This is a genomic window from Klebsiella sp. MBT K-1 (genome assembly GCF_002556465.1).
GTDB classification, from domain to species: domain Bacteria; phylum Pseudomonadota; class Gammaproteobacteria; order Enterobacterales; family Enterobacteriaceae; genus Klebsiella; species Klebsiella grimontii.
On the sequence record NZ_PDEL01000007.1, the window covers coordinates 225496 to 249503 of the forward strand.

The following is a 24008-nucleotide window of genomic DNA, read 5'->3' on the forward strand; positions in this document are numbered from 1 at the left end:
GAATCAGCGATTTATCCCGCTCGTGATGCTTCGGGCGGGATACCTCCGCTATTGATGCGCGTTAAGAAAGGCCTCTATCTGCGCCTTCGTGGAAGTTCCCTCCATCGGGCCACGGCGGGAAATCGCCAGAGAGCCGCTGGCATTAGCCCATCTCAGTGCCTCCTGCGGCGATGCGCCGGACAGGAACAGGCTGACAAAGGTCGCGCCGAAGCAGTCGCCAGCTCCCGTTGGATCCACAACCGGGACATGAAACCCGGTAACATGATGCGTTTCCCGGGCGCTGAAATAGCTCGCTCCGCGCGGGCCGCGTTTAATCACCACGTGCTTTACGCCGCGCTTTAAAAGCTTATCCACCAGCACCTGTTCATCGCGCCCCGGGTTGAGGCCAAAGTAATCCAGTTCGCCGTCGCTTGGCAGGAAGATATCGGTATAATCAAGAATATATTCAAAGGCCTGCGACATTTCCGGGATATTGAGCATCTCTTTACGGATATTGGGATCGAACGAAACCGTGCCGTCGCGCGCTTTAATATTTTCAATCGCTTTACGCATCGCGTCGATCATGCGAAACGAAAACAGCGAAGAGCCCATAATGTGGAAATGGTTGCACTGGTTAAGCAGGCGGTCATCGATATGGTCGGCGGTTAGCAGACCACAGGCGCTGTTTGGCATATTGAAAATAAAATCGCGCTGCGCCTGGCTGCGGTAGCTCACAAAAGCGCTGCCTGTAGTCGCCTTTTGCAGCATCGCGATCCCGTTAACGTTGACGCCATCGCTTTCCAGCCGCGCAATATTCATTTCCCCAAAAGCATCGTTGCCGACGCAGCTGAAAAGCACCGAACCTAGCCCCAGCTTCGCCACCTGATCGGCGAAAATTGCTGGCGCGCCGCTGGGATATGGCCCCCAAAACTCTCCCGGACGAGAAAAACCCTGGCTCTCTTCTTTTGCCAGAAACTCCACCAGTAGTTCGCCAATGGTGCAAATGGTCACGTTCATCATCGCTCCTTTACTTTGCCTTTTGCAAAGCAGGGTTGAGCCATGTCAGGCACTCGTTATTGGTATAGCTATTCGTCAGTCCGGCAGCAAGAAGGCGGGCGTGATACTCCGCGGCAACCACCTGCGGCGTAACGATGCCGCTAAGTTGCTGCAACTCGCCAATCGCGTAACGCTTATCGCCATAGACCGGACGATGTGCGGCTACCGCGATCACCCTCTCGCTTTGCGACACCGCTTCGCTCAACAGGCGGGCGCTGGCTTCCTGCCTGACGCTTAAAGTGCCATCCTCAGCAATATGATCGACAGCTATCAGCGCTCGCGAGGGGCGATAATGACCCAGCGCGCTTAACGCCAGATCGCCTTCGACTATTTTGCCGCTGCTCCCTAGTACGCCGCCGAGCAGCACGGTTTCGCCATTCAGAAACTCCTGCGCCAGCGGCACATGCGCCAGGTCGTTCAACAGTAGACAGAGCTCGTCATAACCGGCAAGGAAGGGGATCACTTTACGTAATATCGAGCCCTGACCCAGGAATAGCGTTTCACTATCTTCGATCTGCGCGGCGATCTGGCGAGCCATTTCGGTCTCCAGCGCTTTATCGGTGACAACCGGCGCCTCCTGAACCAGGGCAACCGGCGTCCCTGCCTGGGAAGTGTATATTGCGCCGCCAAAAGAGCGCTTCAGGTAGCCCTGCTGTTCAAGGTAGTTAAGATCGTTACGAATCGTTACCCCGGAAACAGCCAGCATTTCAGCCAGATCGTCGACTTTGATCTCTCCGTTCTTACGCACGATCTCCGCGATGTCCAGGCGCCTTTTCAGCAGACTTGTTGACGGTTTTGCCACAGTGTTGTGCCTTCTTATTTTCTCCCAGAATAACTTTCATTTTTAAATTTCCCCGCCACATTGTCAAACGTAAGGCCGTCCATATGGGTTTGATACCAAATTAAAATCATTTAATTCAGAAACTTACAATCAACCTCACTTCTTAATATAATTTTAAAAAAGAAAACAAACAAGACAGAATAACTTTCATTTATAAAAAAATATCGCTGATGTGTGCGGTTGATCACAACAAAAACGCGGGTCGATCGCTACATTACTTTCAAAACGAAGGTTATATACGAAAACAAACTTACAATATAAAAGTAAAGGAGTAAGAATGTTCATTATCTCCAGTAAAAATATGCTGTTGAAAGCTCAACGCCTCGGCTATGCCGTTCCTGCCTTTAATATCCACAACCTGGAAACGATGCAGGTGGTGGTAGAGACGGCTGCCGAGCTGCGTTCTCCCCTGATTCTTGCCGGCACCCCGGGAACTTACAGCTATGCAGGAACCGGTAACGTAGTAGCGATCGCTCGCGATCTGGCTAAGATCTGGGATCTTCCTTTAGCAGTCCACCTCGATCACCATGAAGATCTGGCCGATATCACGCGCAAAGTACAGGCCGGTATCCGCTCGGTCATGATCGACGGATCGCATTCGCCTTTTGAAGAAAACGTCGCGTTAGTCAAGAGTGTGGTTGAACTGAGCCACCGCTATGATGCCAGCGTCGAAGCCGAGCTTGGCCGCCTGGGCGGTGTGGAAGATGATTTGGTGGTTGATGCAAAAGATGCGCTGTATACCAACCCGGAACAGGCGCGCGAATTTGTCGCCCGCACCGGCATCGACTCCCTGGCGGTGGCTATCGGTACAGCGCACGGCTTGTACGCTGCGGAACCTAAACTCGATTTTGACCGCCTTGCCGCCATTCGCGATCGCGTTGACGTTCCTCTGGTTCTTCATGGCGCGTCAGGCCTGCCCGATAGCGACATCCGTCGGGCAATTTCGCTGGGCGTGTGCAAGGTCAACGTCGCCACCGAACTGAAAATCGCTTTCTCCGATGCCCTGAAGCACTATTTCGAGGAAAATCCGGACGCTAACGATCCGCGTCATTACATGAAACCGGCCAAAGCGGCGATGAAGGATGTCGTACGCAAAGTCATTCACGTTTGCGGCTGTGAAGGACAACTGTAATTTTCGGATCGAAGGAGCAATGTCGTGATCCATACCCTGACACTCAATACGGCAATCGATATGAATATCTTTTGCGATCCGCTGAAGCCGTCGGCAGTGAACCGAACCCGACACACGGAATATTGCCCAAATGGTAAAGGAGTGAACGTATCGCTGATATTAAATCATTATCAGCAGCCCACTCACATTATAGGTATTTTCGGTGGTTTCACTGGCCGTTATATTGTGGAAGAGTTACGTCAGAAAAAAATTAAAGTGACGCCGGCATGGGTCTCTGAGCCAACCAGAATTAATATTTTTATTAATGACGGCGCTGAGGAATATAAGCTCGTTAATCCTGGAGCAAAAATTGATGATGAGTGTAAACAGCAGGTTATGCATCATCTGCAATGCGTCGCCTCTGGTGATTATTTAGCGATTAGCGGCAGCCTGCCCCCGGGGATTGAAAGCCGATTATATGCTGAAATTATTGAATTATGCCAGCAGAAAGGCTGTGAAGTTATCCTCGATATCAGCCATCCGGTCCTGCGCCAGCTGCTTGAATTACGGCCTTTGTTGATCAAACCCAACGATGACGAGCTGCGGGAAATCTTTGGTCTCGACGTCAGCAACCACCAGCAGGTACGCGAGGCAATGCGAACCCTGCATCAGCTGGGCGCTCGCAACGTGCTGCTGACGATGGGGGCGGAAGGACTCTACTTTTCTGATGGCGAAGGCGTGTGGTTTTGCTCCGCACCGAAAATTGCGCTGGTCAGCTCCGCCTGCGCCGGTGATGCCGCCCTGGGCGCTTTTCTTAGTAAATGGCTTAATAAAGAAGATGTTGCTCACGCCCTGGCACTAGCCAGTGCGACCGGCGCCGACGTCGCCGGCTCCGCCGGATTAGGAAAATTACAACGCACAGAAGAATTATTACAGCAAATTCAGGTCGTCCAATTATAAAGGTCCGATTATGAAAAAAATCATTGCAGTTACCGGTTGCCCTACGGGTATTGCGCATACTTTTATGGCTGAAGAGGCCTTAAAAACCGCAGCAAAGAAATTAAATATTGAAATTAAAGTCGAAACCAACGGCGCTTCAGGTGTTGAAAATGCGATTACGCCCGCGGATTTAAAAGATATTTATGGTGTTATTATTGCCGCTGATAAAGACGTTAACGCCGAGCGATTTAATGGTCTGCCGGTCATTGAAGTTCCGGTTAAAGAAGCCATTCACCATCCGGCCGACTTAATTAATAAAGTTATCAGCGGCCAGGCGGCGCGTCGTCAGGGTATTTCTGCCTCCGACGATTCAACGGAGAAATACGAGCGGGAGTCTTTCGGGCGCCAGGTATATAAGCACCTGATGAGCGGCGTCTCTAACATGCTGCCGTTTGTTGTCGCCGGAGGGATTTTGATTGCCATCTCCTTCCTGTGGGGCATCTACTCCGCCGATCCAAACTCGCCGCAATATAACGTTATCGCCGCCACGCTAATGAAAGTGGGTCAACAGGCCTTCTCAATCATGGTGCCGATTTTCACCGCTTATATTGCCTGGTCTATTTCCGGGCGTCCCGGTATGGTCGCGGGCTTTGTCGGTGGGCTATTAGCCAACGCAACCGGCGCAGGCTTTCTCGGCGGGATTATCGCCGGTTTCGCCGCCGGTTATTTTATGCTGCTGATCCGCAATATGCTCAACGGCCTGCCGCGCCAGTATGAAGGGCTGAAATCGATCTTCATTATGCCGCTCGTTGGCGTACTGGTGATTGGCGTGATGATGGTGCTGCTGGGTCAACCCGTCGCCGCTATCAACAACGCGATGATGAACTGGCTGAGCTCATTGCAGGAAGCAAACCCAATTCTGCTGGGTATTGTGGTAGGCGCGATGTGCTCCTTCGACTTTGGCGGCCCGGTGAATAAAGCCGCCTACGTCACCGGTACGCTGCTGCTTGGCCAGGGTAACTACTTCTTTATGGCCGGGGTTTCCGCCGCCTGCATTACGCCGCCGCTGGTTATCGCGCTGGCGACTACCTTCTTCCCGAAAGGCTTCAGTGAAGAAGAGCGCGCCGCCGGAATGGTTAATTATATCCTCGGCTGTACCCATATTACTGAAGGCGCTATTCCGTTCGCCGCGAAAGATCCTTTACGCGTCATCCCTATGATGATGATCGCCTCTTCCATCTCTGCGGTTCTCAGCTATAGCCTGCAAATCCAGGTTCCTGCTCCGCACGGCGGCTTCCTGATCCTGCCGCTGGTAAGCAAACCGCTGATGTGGGTACTGTGTATTCTCGCCGGTTCCGCCTGCGGCGCGGTCATGCTGGGATGCTGGAGGCTATGGCAAAAACGGAACCAGGAAGCGACAACGCTTGCCGGTGCCATTAAATAAGGAGCTATTTATGCAACTGAGTTGCGCAGATATCCATTTCGATCGCGAGATTAAAACGAAAGATGAAGCGCTGCAACGCGTCGTTGGCAGATTAACCGAAGCCGGGCATACCACGGCCGCTTATCTGAACGGTATGCGCGATCGCGAAGGGCAAATCAGCACGTACCTTGGCAACGGTATCGCCATTCCTCACGGCACGCCGCAGAGTCGCGATGCGGTACTGAAAACCGGAGTGAAAGTGCTGGCCTGCCCGCAGGGGGTAGATTGGGGAGAGCAACAAACGGCTTATCTGATTGTGGGTATCGCCGCACAGGATAGCGAACACCTCGATATTCTACGCCAGCTTACCCATGCCATGAGCGACGAGCGCGTGCCTGAAGCGCTCTCGCGCGCCGAGAGTCCGCAGGCGGTGCTGGAGATTCTGGCCGGAAATATCTTTCCTGCCGAAGGGGAAGATATGGAACCGCCTCCGGTGTTCGATGAAGAGGCGACGTTTACCCTCCGCAATCCCCACGGACTGCACGCGCGGCCAAGCGCGGTCCTGGTGAAAGCGGTGAAGCAGTGGCGATCGCAAATTCGGGTGGAAAATCTCGACACCCGTTCCGCTATTGTTGACGCCAAAAATCTGATGCGGGTCGTTTCTCTCGGCGCAAAGCAGGGGCATCGGCTGCATTTTATGGCCAGCGGGGAAGATGCCCATCAGGCGCTGGAGGCTATCGGTACGGCCTTTAATGCCGGATTAGGCGAAATTGCCGCACAGCCGCAGCGGGTCGTTCAGCCAGCAGAAAAGCCTAAACGGAGCTGGCTTTCACGAATATTTAGTTAAATTTCAATAAATTAAAAACGCTCTGCCGTTATCGCCAGAGCGTTTTTTTATCTTTAATTTTCGAAACATTACGTTTTATCTTTCTTTTTTTCGAGATTGATCACAAATCAAAACAAAGGAGTTTGCGAGCAAAACAAAACATAACGAATATATTCGAAAGAAAACGGAGGGTTGAAATGAAAGATATTATTTCCCGCCACAAAGCTGGCGAACACATCGGCATCTGCTCAGTTTGTTCCGCGCATCCGCTGGTTATCGAAGCCGCGCTACGTTTCGATCTGCATACCAACAACAAGGTTCTTATCGAAGCAACCTCTAATCAGGTTAACCAGTTTGGCGGCTACACCGGAATGCAGCCTGCGGACTTTCGTGATTTCGTGAATAAAATTGCCCGCGAAGTCGGTTTCCCGTCAGAGCGTATTATTCTCGGCGGCGACCATCTCGGGCCGAACTGCTGGCAGGGCGAACCCGCCGCCGAAGCGATGGAGAAATCGGTCGATCTGATTAAAGCCTACGTCGCCGCGGGCTTCAGCAAAATCCATCTCGATGCCTCCATGTCCTGCGCTGACGATCCGGTACCGCTGGACCCGGCCATCGTCGCCGAACGTGCCGCTCGCCTGTGCCAGGCCGCGGAAGAGACGGCAACCGACGAACAGAAACGCCATCTGACCTATGTCATCGGCACCGAGGTTCCGGTTCCCGGCGGCGAAGCCAGCACCATCGGCAGCGTCCACGTGACCCGCGCCCAGGATGCGGCGGCAACGCTGGAAACCCATGAAGCCGCCTTCCGCAAACTGGGTCTTAACGCAGCGCTGGAGCGCGTCATTGCTATCGTGGTGCAGCCCGGCGTTGAGTTCGACCATACGCAAATTATTCATTACCAGCCGGAGGCCGCCAAAGCGCTCTCCGCGTGGATCGAAGGCACGCCGATGGTCTACGAAGCGCACTCAACTGATTACCAGTCTCGTCAGGCCTACCGGGCACTGGTGCGCGACCATTACGCCATCCTGAAAGTGGGCCCGGCGCTGACCTTCGCGCTGCGTGAAGCCATTTTTGCCCTCGCGCAAATGGAAAATGAGCTGGTCGCTCCGGAGTCCCGCAGCCGCGTAATGGAAGTGATTGATGAAGTGATGCTTAACGAGCCGGGCTACTGGAAAAAGTACTACCGCCCGACCTGGAGCCAGGCAATGGTGGATATTCACTTCAGCCTGTCCGACCGCATTCGCTACTACTGGCCGCATCCACGTATTCGCCAGAGCGTGGAAAAGTTAATTGCAAACCTGACCGAAACTAAGCTACCGCTGGGCCTTATCAGCCAGTATATGCCCGTGCAGTTTGAACGACTGTCGTTAAACGAACTTGCCGCCGTGCCGCACGACCTCATCCTCGACAAGATTCAGGATGTGCTGCGAGCTTACCGTTACGGCTGTTCATCTGAAATCGCCTGAGTAAAGAGGATTTATGAGTCAATTGTTTGTTCGTACCGGCATTCATTTTAGCTCCAGCCAGCAGGCGTTGGAGCATATTGGCGAAGAGATGCTGGCGCGCGGCGTCGTGCACGATAGCTACCCACTGGCGCTGCTCGAACGAGAAGCAACTTTCCCAACCGGCATTGCGCTGGAGCAGCACGCGGTCGCTATTCCCCACTGCGAGGCAGTTCATGCAAAGTCTCCGGCTATCTATCTGATTCGCCCGGACAATCCGGTCCCTTTTCAACGCGCTGACGACGACGGAGAAATCGACGTTTCGTTAATCATCGCGCTGATTGTAGAAAATCCGACCGCACAGCTGCAGCTGCTGCGCCGGTTATTTAGTGAGCTACAGAATCCGACCACGCTTGAAGCATTATTGGCTGCCTCGCAAGAGCAGCTGCCCGAGCTGTTTCGGCACTCTATCCTTGAGTCAGAACCCAGCGTTCAGGCTTTATAACAGACTGATAATAAAAGGGGTACCCTATGAAACGTAAAGTAATTGTCGCCTGTGGAGGCGCTGTCGCCACCTCGACCATGGCCGCAGAAGAGATCAAAGATCTGTGCACGGACCATAGCATTGAACTGGACCTGGTGCAGTGTCGGGTGAATGAAATCGAAACCTACATGGACGGCGCGCACCTCATCTGCACCACCGCCCGGGTCGACAGAACCTTTGGCGATATTCCAGTGGTTCACGGTATGCCTTTCATATCCGGCGTAGGTATTGAAGAGCTGCAGCAAAAAATCCTGAACATCCTGACGGAGTAACGCTCATGTTTAGCGAAATCATGCGTTATATCCTCGATCTTGGTCCAACGGTGATGCTGCCGATCGTGATCATCATCTTCTCCAAAATACTGGGGATGAAGCTCGGGGACTGTTTTAAATCAGGCCTTCATATCGGGATTGGTTTCGTCGGTATCGGCCTGGTCATCGGCCTGATGCTCGACTCTATCGGCCCGGCGGCGAAAGCGATGGCGGAGCATTTCCAGATTAACCTGCACGTGATTGATATTGGTTGGCCAGGGTCGTCGCCGATGACCTGGGCATCGCAAATCGCACTGGTGGCGATTCCTATCGCTATCGCAGTCAACATCTTCATGCTGGTGACCCGGATGACTCGCGTTGTGAACGTCGATATCTGGAACATTTGGCATATGACCTTTACCGGCGCAATGCTGCATATCGCCACCGGCTCTTACTGGATCGGTATTCTCGGCGTGGTGGTACATGCGGCTTTCGTCTACAAGCTCGGCGACTGGTTTGCGAAGGATACCCGCGACTTTTTCGGCCTTGAGGGTATCGCTATTCCGCACGGTAGCTCGGCGTATCTAGGGCCAATAGCCGTGCTGGTCGATACGATTATTGAGAAAATCCCCGGCCTGAACCGCATTCACTTCAGCGCTGACGATATCCAGAAGCGCTTCGGCCCGTTCGGCGAGCCGGTCACCGTTGGTTTCGTGATGGGTCTGGTCATCGGCGCGCTGGCGGGCTACGACCTGAAGGGTATCCTCCAGCTGGCGGTGAAAACCGCCGCCGTAATGCTGCTGATGCCGCGCGTTATCAAACCTATCATGGACGGCCTGAACCCGATTGCCAAACAGGCGCGTAAACGCCTTCAGGCAAAATTCGGCGGCCAGGATTTCCTGATTGGCCTCGATCCTGCGCTGCTGCTTGGCCATACCTCGGTCGTGTCCGCCAGTCTGATCTTTATTCCGCTCAGTATTCTGATCGCGGTCGTGGTGCCAGGCAACCAGGTCCTGCCGTTCGGCGACCTCGCAACCATTGGATTCTTCGTCGCCATGGCGGTTGCAGTGCACCAGGGGAACCTGTTCCGTACGCTAATTTCCGGGATCATCCTGATGGGGATCACGCTATGGATTGCGACGCAAACCATCGGCCTGCATACCCAACTGGCGGCTAACGCTGGCGCTCTGAAGGCGGGAGGCCTTGTGGCCTCCATGGACCAGGGCGGTTCGCCGATTACCTGGCTACTCATTCAGCTCTTCACCTGGCAAAACGTGGTGGGTTTTGCGGTTATCGGTGTCATCTATGTTGCCGGCGTGCTGCTGACGTGGCGCCGGGCTCGCAACTTTGCCGCCGCAGAGAAAGCGGCCACCGCGCAACAAAGCCCAAGCATTTCTTAACCTCAAGGGGGAGCATCCGCTCCCCCGGACATTTCTGGAGAATTATATGCAATCAGTGGTAATCCATGCTGAGGGGACAGTGCGTGTTGAAGAACGCCCGATACCGACTCTGCAAACGGAAAACGATGTCCTGGTCAAAGTCGTCAGCTCCGGATTGTGCGGTTCTGATATTCCGCGCATCTTCGCCAAAGGCGCACACTACTACCCCATCACCCTGGGTCATGAGTTCAGCGGTTACGTTGAATCTTACGGCTCCGCGGTGACCGATCTGCAGCCTGGCGACGCAGTGGCCTGCGTGCCTCTGCTTCCCTGCTTTAACTGCCCGCAGTGCCAGCGTGAATATTTCTCTCTTTGCAAGCAGTACCAGTTTGTCGGTTCGCGTAGCGAAGGCGGCAATGCGGAGTATGTGGTGGTTAAGCGCGCCAACCTGTTCCGTCTGCCGGATCGGATGCCGATTGATGACGGCGCGTTTATTGAACCGATAACCGTCGGCCTGCACGCCTTCCATCTGGCTCAGGGCTGCGAAGGAAAAAACGTCATTATTATTGGCGCAGGCACGATTGGCCTGCTGGCGCTGCAGTGCGCCCGCGAACTGGGCGCCAAAAGCATTACGGCAATCGATATCAATCCGCAGAGGCTGGCGCTGGCAAAAACGCTCGGCGCAACGTACGTCTTTAACAGCAAAGAGATGAGCAGCAAAGAGATTCAAACGGCGCTGGAAGAGATTCAGTTCGACCAATTGGTGCTGGAAACCGCCGGTACGCCGCAAACCGTGGCGCTGGGTATTGAGGTCGCCGGACCGCGAGCGCAGCTGGCGCTGGTGGGCACACTGCACCACGATTTGACGCTGCTCTCCGCCACCTTTGGCCAGATTCTGCGTAAAGAGCTGACTATCGTCGGCAGTTGGATGAACTACTCAGGTCCGTGGCCGGGAGAAGAGTGGCAAACGGCGGTTCGCCTGCTGACGGAAAAACGCATTCAGCTTGCTCCGCTTATCGCCCATATCGGCAATGCAGAAAGCTTTGCCCGCGAAGTTCAGGCGCTGAACGGCGCGCCGATGCAGGGGAAAATTCTGCTAAAACTTTCCTGATCGACTGAGCCAGCAATCAGAGCTGGCTCACATAACCTTTCGAAAATTATCGTTCAACTTTCATTACCCTTCGATTACACTAAGATCAGTTAATTATCAGGCAAATTAATATGAACTCATTTGAGCGAAGGAACAAAATCGTCGAAATGGTTAATGCGCAGGGTAGCGTATTGGTACTGGACCTTTCGAATCTCTTTGGCATCTCCGAAGTGACTATTCGGGCCGATCTCCGTTTGCTGGAGGAAAAGGGGTTACTCACCCGCTTTCATGGCGGCGCCGCGAGGCCTGGCAGTAATTTGACCGAAGGAGATAATCTGGAAGTGGTACTTGAAGACCGTTATCAGCTGGCCAGCGATCCGAAAAAGCGGATCGCTCAGGCGGCGGTAGCGATGATTAGCGAAGGCATGACGGTGATCCTGGATAGCGGCAGCACTACTCTGCTGATTGCCGAGGCGCTGGTACGTATGACCAATATTACGGTAATTACCAACAGTCTGCCCGCGGCGTTTACGCTATCAGAAAACAAAGATATCACGCTGGTCGTGTGCGGTGGCACCGTGCGCCATAAAACGCACTCGATGCACGGCACCATCGCTGAACGCTCGCTTCAGGGTATCAGTGCCGATTTGATGTTCGTCGGCGCGGACGGTATCGACACCACCAACGGCATCACGACCTTCAACGAAGGCTACTCCATCAGCGGCGTCATGGCCGCCGCGGCGCATAAGGTGGTAGCAGTGCTGGATGCCAGCAAATTTAATCGTCGCGGGTTCAACCAGGTTCTGCCGATGGAGAAAATAAACTGCGTCATTACCGACAGCGGAATAAACGATGAGTATCGGAAGGCATTAAAAAGTACCCGGATTGAGTTACACATCGTATAGAAAATAAGGCAGATGCGGTGACATCTGCCCTATTGACCATCACGTTTTGTACGCTGATAACCCGCTAAAGAATGCGCCAGGCTCCCCTTTTTTTTGCGCCGGTCCGCTGTAATCTTCCCTTTTGCTGCAGCGTCTTCAGATACCGCTCAACGGTTCTGGCAGAAACATCCATTTCCTGAGCCAGGTCTTTCGCGGTACGCGTGGGTTCTTTGGACAAAAGCTTGAGGATCCGTTCCTCAACGGCAGCCAGCATTTCCACTTTTTCTTCCGACATTTTTTCCGACATTTCTTCCGACAGAGAAGCGGTTTGTCCCATGCCATCTTTCAACGCGATAACCATATTTTCCAGCATAAATTCAATAAACGGCGTGCTGTCACTCTGGCTATCACACATCCCTAAAACCTGGTAATAGCGCTCCTGCTGATAATGCATCAGCGTTTCAACTGGTAGCCAGGCAAGCTCCGCGCGCCACTGGCTAAGAATTAAGGTTTGCCACAGGCGTCCCATTCGGCCATTACCATCGGCAAATGGATGGATAAACTCAAATTCGTAGTGGAAGACAGCTCCAGCGATAAGCGGATGAATGTCAGTGACTTTCAGCCATAGCAGCAACTCGTTTATCAAACGCTCGACCTGAGAGGCGGGGGGAGCCATATGAACCAGTCGGGTATCCCGGTAGATCCCTACATCTCCGTCACGCAGCTGGCCAGGGTTATCAACCAGCCCTATCATCAGCGTCCGGTGGGCGGTCAAAAGATCGGTTAACCGGTGGCTTTTCCATGCAGGCATTTTTTCATATGCCAGAATAGCGTTTCTCACTTCCTGAATATCTTTTGCTGGCGCAAGAACACGTTTACCCTCCACTAGCGCAGTGACCTGATCGGTACTCAGGCTGTTATGCTCTATCGCCAGCGACGCCTGAATCGTACGAATACGATTCTCTTTTCGCAGAAGGGGGGAGGCTCGTCCCGTTTGAGCCGACCAGTGCCCTAACAGCTCACCAATCTCAACAACCAGATTGAGAATGGCAGGAGTAATGCTAAACGGCGGCTGGTAATGACTCATGAGGTTAGTCTCCCTGCTGCTCCAGGGCATACTTATACAGCGCATTTTTCTTCACACCGTGGATTTCCGCGGCCAGCGCGGCGGCTTTTTTCAGCGGCAGCTCGGCCTGCAGCAGGGCCAGCGTACGCAGCGCTACCGCCGGCAGCGCCTCTTCCTGCGCTTTAAAACCTTCTACGATCAGCACCATCTCGCCTTTACGGCGATTTTCGTCCTCTTTCACCCACGCCAGCAGCTCGCCGATCGGCGCCCCGTGAATCGATTCCCAGGTTTTGGTCAGCTCGCGCGCCAGCACCACGTAGCGGGACTCGCCCAGCACGGTACAAATATCTTCCAGGCTTTCCAGCAGGCGGTGGGTGGATTCATAAAAAATAATCGTCCGCGGCTCTTCTTCCAGCGCCTTCAGCGTATCGCGACGGCCTTTGGATTTGGCGGGTAAAAAGCCTTCATAGCAAAAACGATCCGAAGGCAGGCCGGCTGCGCTCAGCGCCGCAATCGCCGCACAGGGTCCGGGCAGCGGCACCACGCGGATATTGGCCTCGCGGCAGGTGCGCACCAGATGATAGCCGGGGTCGTTAATCAGCGGCGTTCCGGCGTCGGAAACCAGCGCGATGTTTTGCCCCGCTTTAAGCTTCGCGACCAGCGTTTCCGCCTTTTGCTGCTCGTTGTGGTCGTGAAGCGCGAATAAACGGGCATTGATCGCAAAATGCTGCAGCAGCAAACCGGTATGGCGGGTATCTTCCGCCGCAACTAAATCAACGGCTTGCAGCACTTCCAGCGCGCGCTGCGTGATATCAGACAGATTCCCTATCGGAGTGGGCACAATAAAGAGCTGTCCCTGAGAATTATCTGCTGATTCGTGTTGTTTCATTGTCTCGTCCGTATTGCCGAATTAATATTGAGCATTGAGCCAAAAAAATATCACTGGACACATATGGTACCGTCAACATTTCTTCGTTCTAAACCCGTGCGTTGTCTGCCCGTACTGCTGGCCGCTCTGATCTTTGCCGGCTGCGGTACCCATACCCCGGACCAAAGCACGGCGTATTTGCAGGGTACGGCCCAGGCAGACTCCAGTTACTATCTGCAACAGATGCAGCAAAGCGCGAATGATAGCAAGACCAACTGGCAATTACTCGCCATTCGTGCACTGCTGAAGGAAGGTAAGAAACCGCAGGCGGTCGATCTGTTCAATCAGCTGCCGTCTAACCTCAACGCCGCGCAAAGTCGCGAAAGGTCGCTGCTGGCGGTTGAAGTGAAGCTGGCGCAGAACGATTTCCAGGGCGCGCAGACGCTGCTCAGCAAGCTCGACCCGGCAAGCCTTGAGCAGAATCAGCAGCCCCGCTACTGGCAGGCGCAAATTGACGCCAGCCAGGGTCAACCCTCGCTGAACCTGCTGCGGGCCCTGATTGCCCAGCAGCCGCTGTTAAGCCTGCCTGCGCAAAAGCAGAAAAACATCGACGCGACCTGGAAAGCGCTCACCGCCATGACCAAAGATCAGGCCAACGCGCTGGTCATTAACGCCGACGAGAACGTCCTGCAGGGCTGGCTGGATCTGCAGCGCATGTGGTTTGATAACCGCAACGACCCGACGATGCTCAAGGCGGGGGTGAAAGACTGGCAGACCCGCTACCCGCAAAACCCGGGGGCGAAAATGCTGCCGACGCAGTTAGTGAATATGCAGAACTACCAGGCCGCATCGACCAATAAAATCGCCCTGCTGCTGCCGTTAAACGGCCAGGCGGCGATTTTTGGCCGCACCATCCAGCAGGGCTTTGAAGCGGCGAAGAACGGCGCGCCTGCCGTTGCAGGAAGCGCGGTGCCCGCCCAGGTCGCCCAGGCGGCGAATGTTGCCGAAAGCGCGGTGGTCAGCCCATCGCAGGCGGAGGTCACCGATCTGACGACGACCAATAACGTCCAGACCCCGGTACAGGCGCCAGCGGCCGACCAGGCGCAACCCGCGGCGCCGGTCACCGCGCCGGCGGCAGTACAAGCCCCGACGCCGGAGGCCACCAGCCAGCCGGCGGAAGCGCCACAGGCTCAGGCGGTCGCCGCAACGCCAGCCAACCCTTCGGCAGAACTGAAAATCTACGACACGACCACTCAGCCAATGAGCCAGCTGCTGGCCCAGGTGCAGCAGGACGGCGCAACCATCGTCGTCGGCCCGCTGCTGAAAGATAACGTCGAACAAGTCATCAAGAGCAATACCTCGCTGAACGTGCTGGCGCTCAACCAGCCGGAGAAAATCGAAAGCCGGGCCAATATCTGCTATTTCGCCCTCTCTCCGGAAGACGAAGCTCGCGACGCGGCGCACCACATACACGATCAGGGTAAACAGACTCCGCTGCTGCTGGTGCCGCGCGGCGCGCTGGGCGATCGGGTAGTTACCGCCTTCGCCAACGAGTGGCTGAAGCTGGGTGGCGGTACGGTGCTGCAACAGCGCCTGGGCTCCACCGCCGAGCTGCGCGGCAGCGTTAACAGCGGTATTTCATTAAGCGGTACGCCGGTCTCAACCCTGCCGTCAGGTCAGGACAGCGCCCTGGGCAGCCCGAGCGATGTGCCGGTCAGCAGCACCGGCGGCGTCGACGCCGCGTATATCCTGGCCACGCCAGAACAAATTGCCTACATCAAGCCGATGATCGCCCTGCGTAACGGTAGCCAGAGCGGTGTGACGTTGTACGCCAGCTCCCGCAGCGCCCAGGGGACTTCCGGCCCGGACTTCCGCCTGGAGATGGAAGGCCTGCAATATAGCGAGATCCCGATGCTGGCGGGAAGTAACCCTGCCCTGCAGCAGCAGGCGCTGGCGGCCGTTCGTAACGATTACTCGCTGGCGCGTCTGTACGCCATGGGCGCCGACGCCTGGTCACTGGCCAACCATTTCTCGCAGATGCGCCAGGTTCCCGGCTTTGAGCTGAACGGCAATACCGGCGATCTTACGGCCACGCAGGATTGCGTGATCAACAGGAAACTGTCATGGCTCAAATACCAGGGTGGGCAAATCGTCGCGGCCAACTAAGTAAACAGACCGGCGACGCCTGGGAAATCCAGGCGCGCCGCTGGCTGGAGAGCCAGGGTCTGCATTTTATCGCCGCCAACGTCCGCGAGCGCGGCGGCGAGATTGACCTCATTATGTGCGACGGCAGCGTTACCGTGTTTGTCGAAGTGCGCTATCGTCGCAGCGCAAACTACGGCGATGCCGCCTCCAGCGTCACGCCGCAAAAGCAACAACGACTGCTCAAAGCCGCGCGTCTGTGGCTCTGCCGACAGAATGGGAGCTTTGAGACTGTGGATTGCCGTTTCGATGTGGTAGCCTTCACCGGAAACGACATCCAGTGGCTAAAAAACGCCTTTGGCGAATAGCGTAAATGAATTAAGGGATCCCGTGCTCGACAGAATCAAAGCCTGCTTCACCGAAAGCATTCAAACCCAAATTGCAGCAGCGGAAGCACTCCCGGACGCCATCTCCCGTGCGGCGATGACGCTCGTTCAGTCGCTGCTGAACGGCAACAAAATCCTCTGTTGTGGTAATGGCACTTCCGCCGCCAACGCACAGCATTTTGCTGCCAGTATGATTAATCGTTTTGAAACAGAGCGTCCTGGTTTACCCGCCATTGCACTAAATACCGATAATGTGGTCTTAACCGCAATTGCCAACGATCGCCTGCATGACGAAATCTATGCTAAGCAGGTGCGTGCGTTGGGACACGCCGGCGACGTGCTGCTGGCGATTTCTACGCGCGGCAACAGCCGGGACATTGTGAAAGCCGTGGAAGCGGCGGTCACCCGCGATATGACTATCGTGGCGTTAACCGGTTATGACGGCGGTGAACTGGCTGGTCTGTTAGGGCAGCAGGACGTCGAAATCCGCATTCCCTCACATCGCAGCGCGCGAATTCAGGAAATGCACATGCTCACCGTCAACTGTCTGTGCGATTTGATCGATAACACGCTTTTTCCACACCAGGACGATTAAGGAGAACACATGAAGGCTCTCTCGCCCCTCGCCATTCTGCTGTCTGCGCTACTGCTTCAGGGATGCGTTGCTGCCGCGGTAGTCGGAACGGCAGCAGTCGGCACTAAAGCCGCGACGGACCCGCGTACGGTAGGTACTCAGGTGGACGACAGCACGCTGGAGCTGCGCGTCAACAGCGCGCTGTCGAAAGATGAACAAATCAAGAAACAGGCCCGTATCAACGTGACCGCCTACCAGGGTAAAGTCCTGCTGACCGGGCAGTCTCCAACCTCCGATCTCTCCGCGCGCGCGAAGCAAATCGCTATGGGCGTAGAAGGGACAACGGAAGTGTTTAACGAAGTGCGTCAGGGCCAGCCGATCGGCTTAGGCACCGCGTCTTCGGATACCTGGATCACCACCAAAGTCCGCTCTCAGCTGCTGGGTACCGACCAGGTGAAATCCTCCAACGTGAAGGTGACAACCGAAAACGGCGAAGTGTTCCTGATGGGTCTGGTCACCGACCGTGAAGGACGCGCGGCGGCGGATATCGCCAGCCGGGTGAGCGGCGTGTCTCGCGTGACCACCGCCTTTACCTATATCAAGTAAGCGTTCTGCCTCCCGGCTTGCGCTACGCTGAGCCGGGCGACAAAGCCACGCGGTCTGCATTTGTAGATCCCGCAACTCTTTTAGCTGACGCCGCCCTCTGCCCCTTTATCCCGGAGGCGGCGCTGCTCGCCTGTCCGGGCTACCGGCCCACAGCCGACGGCGAACCCGTAGCCTGGGTAAGGCGTTTACGCCGCAACCCGGGAAAATATCAGATTAAAGCCAACCCGCCTGCTACCGCGCCGCACAGCGCCACCAGTCCGCCGGTCAGCCACAGCGCCTTCGCCGGGAACGCTTTACGCAGCATAATCAGCGACGGTACGCTAACAGCAGGCAGCGTAATCAGCAGCGCCAGCGCGGGCGCCACGCCCATTCCAGCCAGCATCATGGTCTGCACAATCGGGATCTCCGCCGCCGTCGGTATGACAAACAGGCAGCCGGCAATCGCCATGGCAATCACCCAGAACAACGTATTATCCACCACGCCATCGGCGTGAGGGAATAGCCACACCCGCGCGGCGCCCAGCACCAGAACCGCCAGAATATAAACCGGGATGGTATTCCAGAACAGCGTCCACAGCGCGCGTAGCCAGCGGCTGAAGAAGCCGCCCTGCGCGGTTTCCGCCGGCAATTCAGGCACATCTGCGGGCTGCGTCGCCGCTTCTTTCACCCATTTCTGCACCAGCGTGGCGACCACCAGTACGGTCGCCAGTCCGGCCAGCAGGCGAATCAGCGCGAACTGCCAGCCCAGCACAAAGCCCATGAATGCCAGCGTCGCCGGGTTGAGCAGCGGATTGCCCAGCCAGAATGCCAGCGCGCCGCCCATGGAGACCTGCTGTTTACGCATGCCCGCCGCCACCGGCGCGGCGCAGCAGGTACACATCATCCCCGGCAGAGAGAACGCGGCCCCCAGCAGCGTGCCGCGAAAGCGCGACTGCCCCAACGTGCGCAGCAGCCAGTCACGCGGGATCAGCACCTGAATAAGCGATCCCAGCAGCACGCCTAATACCGCCGCTTTCCATACCGCCAGGAAATAGACCAGCGCGTAATCCCAGGCCGCGGCTAAAGGGTTCGCGTCAGCGTTAGCGAGGATAGATTTACCGATACTGTGCGTCTCGGCGGCGGTAAAAGCTTTGCCGTAGTAGGGCTGCCATTTGACGAACCACAGGCCGACGATAACAACGAGAAAAAAGAGCGCGGGCTTCCACCATTGAAACGGTGCTGCCGCCTGAGATGAAGACTGACCAGCCATAGCATTCCCCAGGGAGTGTCATGTTAAATTGAGGCCATGAATACTACGCTTTCAGGGAAATTTTGGAAATTATTAATCCCCTGACCGCGCCGCTCTCTCACGAAGCTGCGATGACGAGAGAATCTGTACGCCTTCATGTGTTGGCGATAGCGACTCCGCGAGCAGTGCGCTCGCTACGTCCCGCGCGTCTATCGATTTCAGGTTCCCCGGCAGGAGGCGGAAGAGCGGCGCAAACAGGGTCTCACTGGTCCGCTGCTTTTCCCGTTCGCCTATCAGCATGGACGGGCGAGCAATGGTCAACCGCGGCCACTGCTGCGCAATCAGCGCCTCTTCCATCTCGCCTTTTACCCGATTGTAGAAAAAGGGCGAATGAGCGTTCGCCCCCATCGCGCTGACCACCAGCATATGCTGCGCGCCCAGCCTTTTCCCCACCAGCGCGGTATCAATGACCAGCGTATAATCGGCATGCACAAACGCCTCTTTGCTCCCCGCTTCCCGGCGGGTAGTTCCCAGGCAGCAGAAAACGATATCGATCGGATCGACCACCTGCGCCAGGGCATCCGTAAGCTGCGGATCGTGCGGGTTAAATACGCCGGCGATATCGGCCAGCGGCCGACGCGTGGGCGCGGCAATGGATTTAATCGCCGGCGCATTAAGCAGCATTCGTAGTAAGTGACCGCCAACTAACCCGGTCGCCCCCGTTAACAGTACCTGACTCATCGAAACTCCTTTGCAGACTTTTCTGCCTTGCGATCCTCGGCTCATGTTCCAGGCTTAATACACTACGAGGTAATTATCCATCATCATCAGGGAAATGCCTCATTCCACACCGAAACACTGGAGGAAGAATGAGTAAGAAGATAGCCGTATTAATTACCAACGACTTTGAAGATTCAGAATTTACCTCACCGGCTGACGCCTACCGTCTTGCCGGCCACGAGGTGGTCACGATTGAAAAACAGGCGGGGAAGAAGGTAAAAGGGAAAAAAGGGGAAGCCGAAGTCGTTATCGATAAAGCCATTGATGACGTCAGCCCTGCGGACTTTGACGCCTTACTGCTGCCGGGCGGATATTCACCGGACTCGCTGCGCGGCGACGAACGCTTTGTCACCTTCACCCGCGATTTTGTCAACAGCGGCAAACCGGTCTTCGCCATCTGCCACGGTCCGCAGCTGTTGATTAGCGCCGATGTGATTCGCGGGCGTAAGCTGACGGCCGTGAAACCTATCATTATCGACGTGAAAAACGCCGGCGGCGAATTCTATGACCAGGAAGTGGTTATCGACAACGAGCAGCTGGTGACCAGCCGAACCCCGGACGACCTGCCGGCGTTTAATCGTGAAGCCTTACGCCTGCTCGGCGCCTGACTCACGCAGCCAGTGCAGCTTTTTACCAAAGCCCAGCGTGTTATCGGTGAACTTGATCTCATCGGGTCGAATCTCCCAGACGGGCGCCGATAGCATGCGGGCCACCGGAAAACGGCTAACGTAGCGCTTACGCATCGCCGCCTCTTCTTCCCCGGCCAGGCGGCGAATTTTGCCTTTAAACTGCACGCCGCGGATCAGCGCGACGGTTTTCGGCTGCCCGTTGACCGTCCCGGCTACGTTGGCGCCTTCCCCGGTCATTTGGCCGTGGCGCGTTTTTTCATCGCTGAGCAGATAAAATGCGACCTGCTGCGGGTCATAGACGTAAAAGGCGTTGGCGCACCATAGCTCGTCATCGCGGGCGACGCACCAGGTGACGACGTGCTGTTTGCCCAGCCAGCGGCTGATAGCAGCGAGCGTATCCATCTTTACTCTCCAGTATGTTATGGTGCTCACACCTTAACATAGCGATCTCTGTACCGTGTGCTGGTTTCTCTATCTGATTCGTACCGCCGATAATCGCCTCTATACCGGGATTACCACCGATGTCGCACGCCGCTTTTGCCAGCACCAGGACGGCAGGGGCGCGAAAGCGCTGCGTGGCAAAGGAGAGCTTCAACTGGCCTTTAGCAAGGAAGTTGGTGAACGCTCACTAGCGTTGCGTCTTGAATATCGTATCAAGCAGCTAACGAAGCGCCAGAAAGAGCGCCTCGTTGCCGGGGACGGTTCATTTGAGGCGCTGCTGGAAAGCCTCAGAAGCGATTAAAGTGGTCGCTATATTCGACCAGCCCGCTCACGCCGTTCAGCGCGTCATCGGCCAGACGATGAACCTGGAAAGCCTCGGCGCTATTGGGCCAGCGGCAGCGCAGATCGAAACGCGCCGCCGGTTCAAAGCCCAGACGGCCATAGAGCGCCGGATCGCCAAGCGTCACGACGGCGGCATAGCCAAACTCGTTCAGGGAATCAAGCCCTTCATAGACCAGCTGACGCCCGATGCCCTGACCGCGGTAGCTTTCATCGACCGCCAGCGGAGCCAGTCCGACCCACTGCAGCTCTTCGCCTTCGACGGCGACCGGGCTAAAGGCCACGTAGCCTACGACCTGACCTTCGTCATCCGTCGCCACCACGCCCAGCGTGATCAGGCCATCTTCACGTAGACTGTGCACCAGCTGCGCTTCCGCGTCGCCGCCAAAGGTACGACGCAATAAAGCATCGATTCCCGGCGCATCAATCCCAATCTCTACTCGAATCAGCATGCCTCACCTACCGATGTCTGTTCAGGTTTCTGCGGGCCTTTCAGGCCAGCTTCAACAAAGTCCGCCAGCTGCAGCAGCATGATGCGCAGCGCCTTCGGCATCTGCTCCAGCTCAATGGCATCCATCAGGTTTTTTACATACAGTCCCAGCTCGGTATCGCCTTCGATAACCAGACGACGCTGGAAGAACAGCGTATCCGGATCCTGCTTACGCGCCGCAATCATCAGCAGGTCGCTGGCGTCGGCGCTGAAGCTGACGTCCGCTTCGGCCGCAGGGCTGACCACCAGACGCCCATCAACCACCGAGGTATACCACAGCAGACCGATGTCGCGCACATGAATACTTAACCAGCGCCCCTCGAGAAAATCCAGTTCCCCATCCGCCAGCGCCTGGCGAAATTGCCAGCTTAATACTTGTTCCAGCACCTGGCGCTTGAGGGCAAATGGCGCCAGCTTAACCGGCACGCTCATCATCGACGGGCCAAAGTGAACCAGTTTGGAACGCAGTTTATCCAACACAAGCTTTACTCCATGAATGCAATAGTTCCTCTATTGTGCCATATCAAATAAACGACATAGCGGCGTAAATCAACAAAATCACGATGCCGGGCCGCTGGTATTGATTCCGCCAATACGCTTTTAACTGCCTCAAATCAAAAATTGTCACCAGAAGGTTAACTAAAATCCCAGCTCATTAACCATCCAGCGTCCCTGACGGGCCGCGTTTTTCAGGAAAAATTATGGAGCTGCTCTGCCCAGCTGGTAACCTTCCGGCGCTTAAGGCGGCCATCGAAAACGGCGCCGATGCCGTCTATATCGGGCTGAAAGATGACACCAACGCCCGCCACTTTGCCGGCCTTAATTTCACCGAAAAGAAACTGCAGGAAGCCGTCAGCTTTGTGCATCAGCATCGTCGCAAACTGCATATTGCCATCAACACCTTCGCCCATCCTGATGGTTATGCCCGCTGGCAACGCGCGGTCGACATGGCGGCGCAGCTGGGCGCCGATGCGCTAATCCTCGCCGATATCGCGATGCTGGAATACGCCGCCGAGCGTTACCCGCATATTGAGCGTCACGTTTCCGTTCAGGCTTCGGCCACCAACGAAGAGGCGGTGAAGTTTTATCATCGCAATTTCGACGTCGCCCGCGTGGTGCTGCCGCGCGTGCTGTCGATTCACCAGGTCAAACAGCTGGCGCGCGCCACGCCTGTGCCGCTGGAGGTTTTCGCCTTCGGCAGCCTGTGCATTATGGCGGAAGGACGCTGCTACCTTTCCTCCTACCTCACCGGCGAATCGCCGAATACCGTTGGCGCCTGTTCGCCGGCGCGCTTCGTGCGCTGGCAGCAAACGCCGCAGGGCCTGGAATCACGCCTTAACGAAGTGTTGATCGACCGCTACCGGGATGGTGAAAACGCCGGTTATCCCACCCTCTGCAAGGGGCGTTATCTGGTCGACGGCGAGCGCTACCACGCGCTGGAAGAGCCCACCAGCCTGAACACCCTGGAGCTGCTGCCGGAACTGATGGCGGCAAATATTGCCTCGGTGAAAATTGAAGGCCGCCAGCGCAGCCCGGCCTACGTCACCCAGGTGGCGAAGGTCTGGCGTCAGGCGATCGATCGCTGCAAAGCCGATCCGCAAAACTTCGTGCCGCAGTCCGCGTGGATGGAAACCCTCGGTTCCATGTCCGAAGGGACGCAAACCACCCTTGGCGCTTATCACCGTAAATGGCAGTGAGAACAGCAATGAAATATTCATTAGGGCCGGTGCTTTATTACTGGCCAAAAGAGACGCTGGAAGATTTTTACCAGCAGGCGGCAAACTGCAGCGCGGATACGATTTACCTCGGCGAAGCGGTATGCAGCAAACGCCGCGCCACCAAAGTCGGCGACTGGATCGAGATGGCGAAAGCGCTGGCGGGAAGCGGTAAACAGGTGGTGCTTTCCACCCTCGCGCTGGTGCAGGCCTCCTCTGAGCTGGGCGAACTTAAACGCTATGTCGATAACGGCGAGTTTCTGATTGAAGCCAGCGATCTCGGGGTCGTCAACCTGTGCGCGGAACGTAAGCTGCCGTTCGTCGCCGGCCATGCGCTCAACTGCTACAACGCCGTCACCCTGCGCCTGCTGCTCAAGCAAGGCATGGTGCGCTGGTGTATGCCAGTTGAGCTTTCCCGCGACTGGCTGGCGAACTTGCTGACCCAGTGTGACGACCTGGGCATCCGCCATCAGTTTGAAGTGGAGGTGCTCAGCTACGGCCACCTGCCGCTGGCTTACTCCGCCCGCTGCTTTACCGCCCGCTCGGAAGACCGGCCAAAAGATGAGTGTGAAACCTGCTGCATTAAATACCCTAACGGGCGCGACGTGCTCTCACAGGAGAACCAGCAGGTGTTCGTCCTCAACGGCATTCAGACCATGAGCGGCTACGTCTATAACCTCGGGAATGAGCTCAACACCATGAACGGGCTGGTGGATATGGTTCGCCTGTCGCCGTTGGGCAGCGAGACCTTTGCGATGCTGGACGCCTTCCGCGCCAATGAAAACGGCGCAGCGCCGCTGTCGCTGACGGCGAACAGCGACTGCAACGGCTACTGGCGACGGCTGGCCGGACTGGAATTGCAGAGCTGATTAACCGCTCACTTTGTTAATGGCTATCGCTGCTTTTTAATGCACTATTAAAGATGCAGCTTTTCTGGCAGGCGTATCCTGGATACGCCAGGCTGGAAGAAGACCTT

Annotated in this window: 27 protein-coding genes; 18 read left to right on the forward strand and 9 right to left on the reverse strand. The window is 56.0% G+C overall.

The annotated features are described in order from the left end of the window. Window positions 1–48: 48 nt before the first annotated feature. Both CMQ96_RS12660 and CMQ96_RS12665 read right to left on the reverse strand, forming a co-directional pair. Window positions 49–996 (reverse strand): sugar kinase, encoded by a 948-nt coding sequence (locus tag CMQ96_RS12660; RefSeq protein WP_004135886.1) that lies wholly within the window; start codon window positions 994–996, stop codon window positions 49–51. A gap of 10 nt (window positions 997–1006) precedes the next feature. Continuing rightward, a complete protein-coding gene (locus CMQ96_RS12665) occupies window positions 1007–1801 on the reverse strand; it encodes a DeoR/GlpR family DNA-binding transcription regulator (protein ID WP_155553545.1) in 795 nt (264 codons plus the stop codon). 352 nt (window positions 1802–2153) lie between these two features. Here CMQ96_RS12665 and CMQ96_RS12670 point away from each other — a divergent pair, with 352 nt between their 5' ends. From CMQ96_RS12670 to CMQ96_RS12715, 10 genes are all read left to right on the forward strand, one after another. Then, on the forward strand, window positions 2154–3008 hold the full coding sequence (locus CMQ96_RS12670) for a tagatose bisphosphate family class II aldolase (protein ID WP_024358725.1): 855 nt from the start codon (window positions 2154–2156) through the stop codon (window positions 3006–3008). Between the two features lie 24 nt (window positions 3009–3032). Next, window positions 3033–3947 (forward strand): 1-phosphofructokinase, encoded by a 915-nt coding sequence (gene pfkB, locus CMQ96_RS12675; protein ID WP_024358726.1) that lies wholly within the window; start codon window positions 3033–3035, stop codon window positions 3945–3947. 10 nt (window positions 3948–3957) lie between these two features. Further along, entirely contained in the window at window positions 3958–5370 is a 1413-nt protein-coding gene (locus tag CMQ96_RS12680; RefSeq protein ID WP_024358727.1) for a PTS fructose transporter subunit IIC, read from the forward strand. A gap of 10 nt (window positions 5371–5380) precedes the next feature. After that, complete coding sequence (locus CMQ96_RS12685) at window positions 5381–6196, forward strand: HPr family phosphocarrier protein (protein ID WP_024358728.1); 816 nt, start codon at window positions 5381–5383, stop codon at window positions 6194–6196. Between the two features lie 176 nt (window positions 6197–6372). Further along, on the forward strand, window positions 6373–7644 hold the full coding sequence (gene gatZ / locus CMQ96_RS12690) for a tagatose-bisphosphate aldolase subunit GatZ (protein WP_004135878.1): 1272 nt from the start codon (window positions 6373–6375) through the stop codon (window positions 7642–7644). Window positions 7645–7657: 13 nt separating this feature from the next. Then, window positions 7658–8125: a PTS galactitol transporter subunit IIA gene (gatA, locus tag CMQ96_RS12695; protein WP_004135877.1), complete on the forward strand. Its 468-nt coding sequence runs from the start codon at window positions 7658–7660 to the stop codon at window positions 8123–8125. Window positions 8126–8151: 26 nt separating this feature from the next. Next, window positions 8152–8436 (forward strand): PTS galactitol transporter subunit IIB, encoded by a 285-nt coding sequence (gene gatB, locus CMQ96_RS12700; RefSeq protein WP_004135876.1) that lies wholly within the window; start codon window positions 8152–8154, stop codon window positions 8434–8436. Window positions 8437–8441: 5 nt separating this feature from the next. After that, complete coding sequence (locus tag CMQ96_RS12705; RefSeq protein WP_024358729.1) at window positions 8442–9815, forward strand: galactitol-specific PTS transporter subunit IIC; 1374 nt, start codon at window positions 8442–8444, stop codon at window positions 9813–9815. Window positions 9816–9861: 46 nt separating this feature from the next. After that, window positions 9862–10905, forward strand: a complete 1044-nt coding sequence (gene gatD / locus CMQ96_RS12710) for a galactitol-1-phosphate 5-dehydrogenase (RefSeq protein ID WP_049131701.1) — start codon at window positions 9862–9864, stop codon at window positions 10903–10905. A 110-nt stretch (window positions 10906–11015) separates the two neighbouring features. Continuing rightward, window positions 11016–11789, forward strand: coding sequence for a DeoR/GlpR family DNA-binding transcription regulator (locus CMQ96_RS12715; protein ID WP_004135871.1), 774 nt, complete (start codon window positions 11016–11018; stop codon window positions 11787–11789). A 64-nt stretch (window positions 11790–11853) separates the two neighbouring features. On the opposite strand, the gene CMQ96_RS12720 is transcribed toward CMQ96_RS12715, so the two are convergent. Together CMQ96_RS12720 and rsmI are read right to left on the reverse strand one after the other, a co-directional pair. Then, a complete protein-coding gene (locus tag CMQ96_RS12720) occupies window positions 11854–12855 on the reverse strand; it encodes a Fic family protein (RefSeq protein ID WP_098066891.1) in 1002 nt (333 codons plus the stop codon). 4 nt (window positions 12856–12859) lie between these two features. Further along, entirely contained in the window at window positions 12860–13723 is an 864-nt protein-coding gene (rsmI, locus tag CMQ96_RS12725; RefSeq protein WP_004135868.1) for a 16S rRNA (cytidine(1402)-2'-O)-methyltransferase, read from the reverse strand. Between the two features lie 63 nt (window positions 13724–13786). Here rsmI and CMQ96_RS12730 point away from each other — a divergent pair, with 63 nt between their 5' ends. The 4 genes from CMQ96_RS12730 to dolP are packed head-to-tail and all read left to right on the forward strand — an operon-like array spanning window position 13787 to window position 17410. Then, window positions 13787–15868, forward strand: a complete 2082-nt coding sequence (locus tag CMQ96_RS12730) for a penicillin-binding protein activator (protein ID WP_049089722.1) — start codon at window positions 13787–13789, stop codon at window positions 15866–15868. Further along, window positions 15826–16212, forward strand: coding sequence for a YraN family protein (locus CMQ96_RS12735; protein ID WP_098066892.1), 387 nt, complete (start codon window positions 15826–15828; stop codon window positions 16210–16212). Before CMQ96_RS12730 ends, CMQ96_RS12735 begins: the two co-directional genes overlap by 43 nt. A 22-nt stretch (window positions 16213–16234) precedes the next feature. After that, entirely contained in the window at window positions 16235–16825 is a 591-nt protein-coding gene (gene diaA / locus CMQ96_RS12740) for a DnaA initiator-associating protein DiaA (protein WP_002918211.1), read from the forward strand. 9 nt (window positions 16826–16834) lie between these two features. Next, window positions 16835–17410: a division/outer membrane stress-associated lipid-binding lipoprotein gene (gene dolP / locus CMQ96_RS12745; RefSeq protein WP_004125578.1), complete on the forward strand. Its 576-nt coding sequence runs from the start codon at window positions 16835–16837 to the stop codon at window positions 17408–17410. 208 nt (window positions 17411–17618) lie between these two features. Here dolP and CMQ96_RS12750 read toward each other — a convergent pair whose 3' ends face one another. Both CMQ96_RS12750 and CMQ96_RS12755 read right to left on the reverse strand, forming a co-directional pair. Further along, window positions 17619–18659, reverse strand: coding sequence for a permease (locus tag CMQ96_RS12750; RefSeq protein WP_098066893.1), 1041 nt, complete (start codon window positions 18657–18659; stop codon window positions 17619–17621). Between the two features lie 72 nt (window positions 18660–18731). Continuing rightward, window positions 18732–19379, reverse strand: a complete 648-nt coding sequence (locus CMQ96_RS12755) for an NAD(P)H-binding protein (protein ID WP_024358734.1) — start codon at window positions 19377–19379, stop codon at window positions 18732–18734. 128 nt (window positions 19380–19507) lie between these two features. Here CMQ96_RS12755 and CMQ96_RS12760 point away from each other — a divergent pair, with 128 nt between their 5' ends. Continuing rightward, a complete protein-coding gene (locus CMQ96_RS12760; protein ID WP_004139883.1) occupies window positions 19508–20026 on the forward strand; it encodes a type 1 glutamine amidotransferase domain-containing protein in 519 nt (172 codons plus the stop codon). Here the strand turns inward: CMQ96_RS12760 and CMQ96_RS12765 are convergent. Next, window positions 20006–20449 carry a YhbP family protein gene (locus CMQ96_RS12765; RefSeq protein ID WP_004139879.1) on the reverse strand — a complete coding sequence of 148 codons (444 nt, stop codon included), beginning with the start codon at window positions 20447–20449 and terminating at the stop codon, window positions 20006–20008. The genes CMQ96_RS12760 and CMQ96_RS12765 overlap by 21 nt on opposite strands. A 55-nt stretch (window positions 20450–20504) precedes the next feature. On the opposite strand from CMQ96_RS12765, the gene CMQ96_RS12770 reads away from it, so the two are divergent. Continuing rightward, window positions 20505–20789, forward strand: coding sequence for a GIY-YIG nuclease family protein (locus CMQ96_RS12770; RefSeq protein ID WP_004139877.1), 285 nt, complete (start codon window positions 20505–20507; stop codon window positions 20787–20789). On the opposite strand, the gene CMQ96_RS12775 is transcribed toward CMQ96_RS12770, so the two are convergent. Beyond that, complete coding sequence (locus CMQ96_RS12775; RefSeq protein WP_024358736.1) at window positions 20776–21279, reverse strand: GNAT family N-acetyltransferase; 504 nt, start codon at window positions 21277–21279, stop codon at window positions 20776–20778. The genes CMQ96_RS12770 and CMQ96_RS12775 overlap by 14 nt on opposite strands. Further along, the gene (locus CMQ96_RS12780; protein WP_004125595.1) at window positions 21273–21797 is read right to left on the reverse strand and encodes an SCP2 domain-containing protein; all 525 of its coding nucleotides are present in this window, start codon (window positions 21795–21797) and stop codon (window positions 21273–21275) included. Before CMQ96_RS12780 ends, CMQ96_RS12775 begins: the two co-directional genes overlap by 7 nt. Window positions 21798–22018: 221 nt before the next feature. On the opposite strand from CMQ96_RS12780, the gene CMQ96_RS12785 reads away from it, so the two are divergent. Then, the gene (locus CMQ96_RS12785; protein WP_004106058.1) at window positions 22019–23014 is read left to right on the forward strand and encodes a peptidase U32 family protein; all 996 of its coding nucleotides are present in this window, start codon (window positions 22019–22021) and stop codon (window positions 23012–23014) included. 8 nt (window positions 23015–23022) lie between these two features. Next, entirely contained in the window at window positions 23023–23901 is an 879-nt protein-coding gene (locus CMQ96_RS12790) for a U32 family peptidase (protein ID WP_024358738.1), read from the forward strand. Window positions 23902–24008 lie beyond the last annotated feature (107 nt).

Excerpts from the sequence above, each read along its gene's own strand:
- CMQ96_RS12685 (WP_024358728.1), top strand. The coding sequence starts at position 5,381 with ATGCAACTGAGTTGCGCAGATATCCATTTCGATCGCGAGATTAAAACG.
- CMQ96_RS12775 (WP_024358736.1), bottom strand. The coding sequence starts at position 21,279 with ATGCTGATTCGAGTAGAGATTGGGATTGATGCGCCGGGAATCGATGCT.
- CMQ96_RS12765 (WP_004139879.1), bottom strand. The coding sequence starts at position 20,449 with ATGGATACGCTCGCTGCTATCAGCCGCTGGCTGGGCAAACAGCACGTC.
- CMQ96_RS12670 (WP_024358725.1), top strand. The coding sequence starts at position 2,154 with ATGTTCATTATCTCCAGTAAAAATATGCTGTTGAAAGCTCAACGCCTC.
- CMQ96_RS12785 (WP_004106058.1), top strand. The coding sequence starts at position 22,019 with ATGGAGCTGCTCTGCCCAGCTGGTAACCTTCCGGCGCTTAAGGCGGCC.
- CMQ96_RS12730 (WP_049089722.1), top strand. The coding sequence starts at position 13,787 with ATGGTACCGTCAACATTTCTTCGTTCTAAACCCGTGCGTTGTCTGCCC.
- gatB (WP_004135876.1), top strand. The coding sequence starts at position 8,152 with ATGAAACGTAAAGTAATTGTCGCCTGTGGAGGCGCTGTCGCCACCTCG.
- CMQ96_RS12755 (WP_024358734.1), bottom strand. The coding sequence starts at position 19,379 with ATGAGTCAGGTACTGTTAACGGGGGCGACCGGGTTAGTTGGCGGTCAC.
- CMQ96_RS12680 (WP_024358727.1), top strand. The coding sequence starts at position 3,958 with ATGAAAAAAATCATTGCAGTTACCGGTTGCCCTACGGGTATTGCGCAT.
- gatZ (WP_004135878.1), top strand. The coding sequence starts at position 6,373 with ATGAAAGATATTATTTCCCGCCACAAAGCTGGCGAACACATCGGCATC.
- CMQ96_RS12760 (WP_004139883.1), top strand. The coding sequence starts at position 19,508 with ATGAGTAAGAAGATAGCCGTATTAATTACCAACGACTTTGAAGATTCA.
- dolP (WP_004125578.1), top strand. The coding sequence starts at position 16,835 with ATGAAGGCTCTCTCGCCCCTCGCCATTCTGCTGTCTGCGCTACTGCTT.
- CMQ96_RS12660 (WP_004135886.1), bottom strand. The coding sequence starts at position 996 with ATGAACGTGACCATTTGCACCATTGGCGAACTACTGGTGGAGTTTCTG.
- CMQ96_RS12705 (WP_024358729.1), top strand. The coding sequence starts at position 8,442 with ATGTTTAGCGAAATCATGCGTTATATCCTCGATCTTGGTCCAACGGTG.
- CMQ96_RS12750 (WP_098066893.1), bottom strand. The coding sequence starts at position 18,659 with ATGGCTGGTCAGTCTTCATCTCAGGCGGCAGCACCGTTTCAATGGTGG.
- CMQ96_RS12715 (WP_004135871.1), top strand. The coding sequence starts at position 11,016 with ATGAACTCATTTGAGCGAAGGAACAAAATCGTCGAAATGGTTAATGCG.
- gatA (WP_004135877.1), top strand. The coding sequence starts at position 7,658 with ATGAGTCAATTGTTTGTTCGTACCGGCATTCATTTTAGCTCCAGCCAG.
- gatD (WP_049131701.1), top strand. The coding sequence starts at position 9,862 with ATGCAATCAGTGGTAATCCATGCTGAGGGGACAGTGCGTGTTGAAGAA.
- CMQ96_RS12790 (WP_024358738.1), top strand. The coding sequence starts at position 23,023 with ATGAAATATTCATTAGGGCCGGTGCTTTATTACTGGCCAAAAGAGACG.
- CMQ96_RS12720 (WP_098066891.1), bottom strand. The coding sequence starts at position 12,855 with ATGAGTCATTACCAGCCGCCGTTTAGCATTACTCCTGCCATTCTCAAT.
- rsmI (WP_004135868.1), bottom strand. The coding sequence starts at position 13,723 with ATGAAACAACACGAATCAGCAGATAATTCTCAGGGACAGCTCTTTATT.
- CMQ96_RS12735 (WP_098066892.1), top strand. The coding sequence starts at position 15,826 with ATGGCTCAAATACCAGGGTGGGCAAATCGTCGCGGCCAACTAAGTAAA.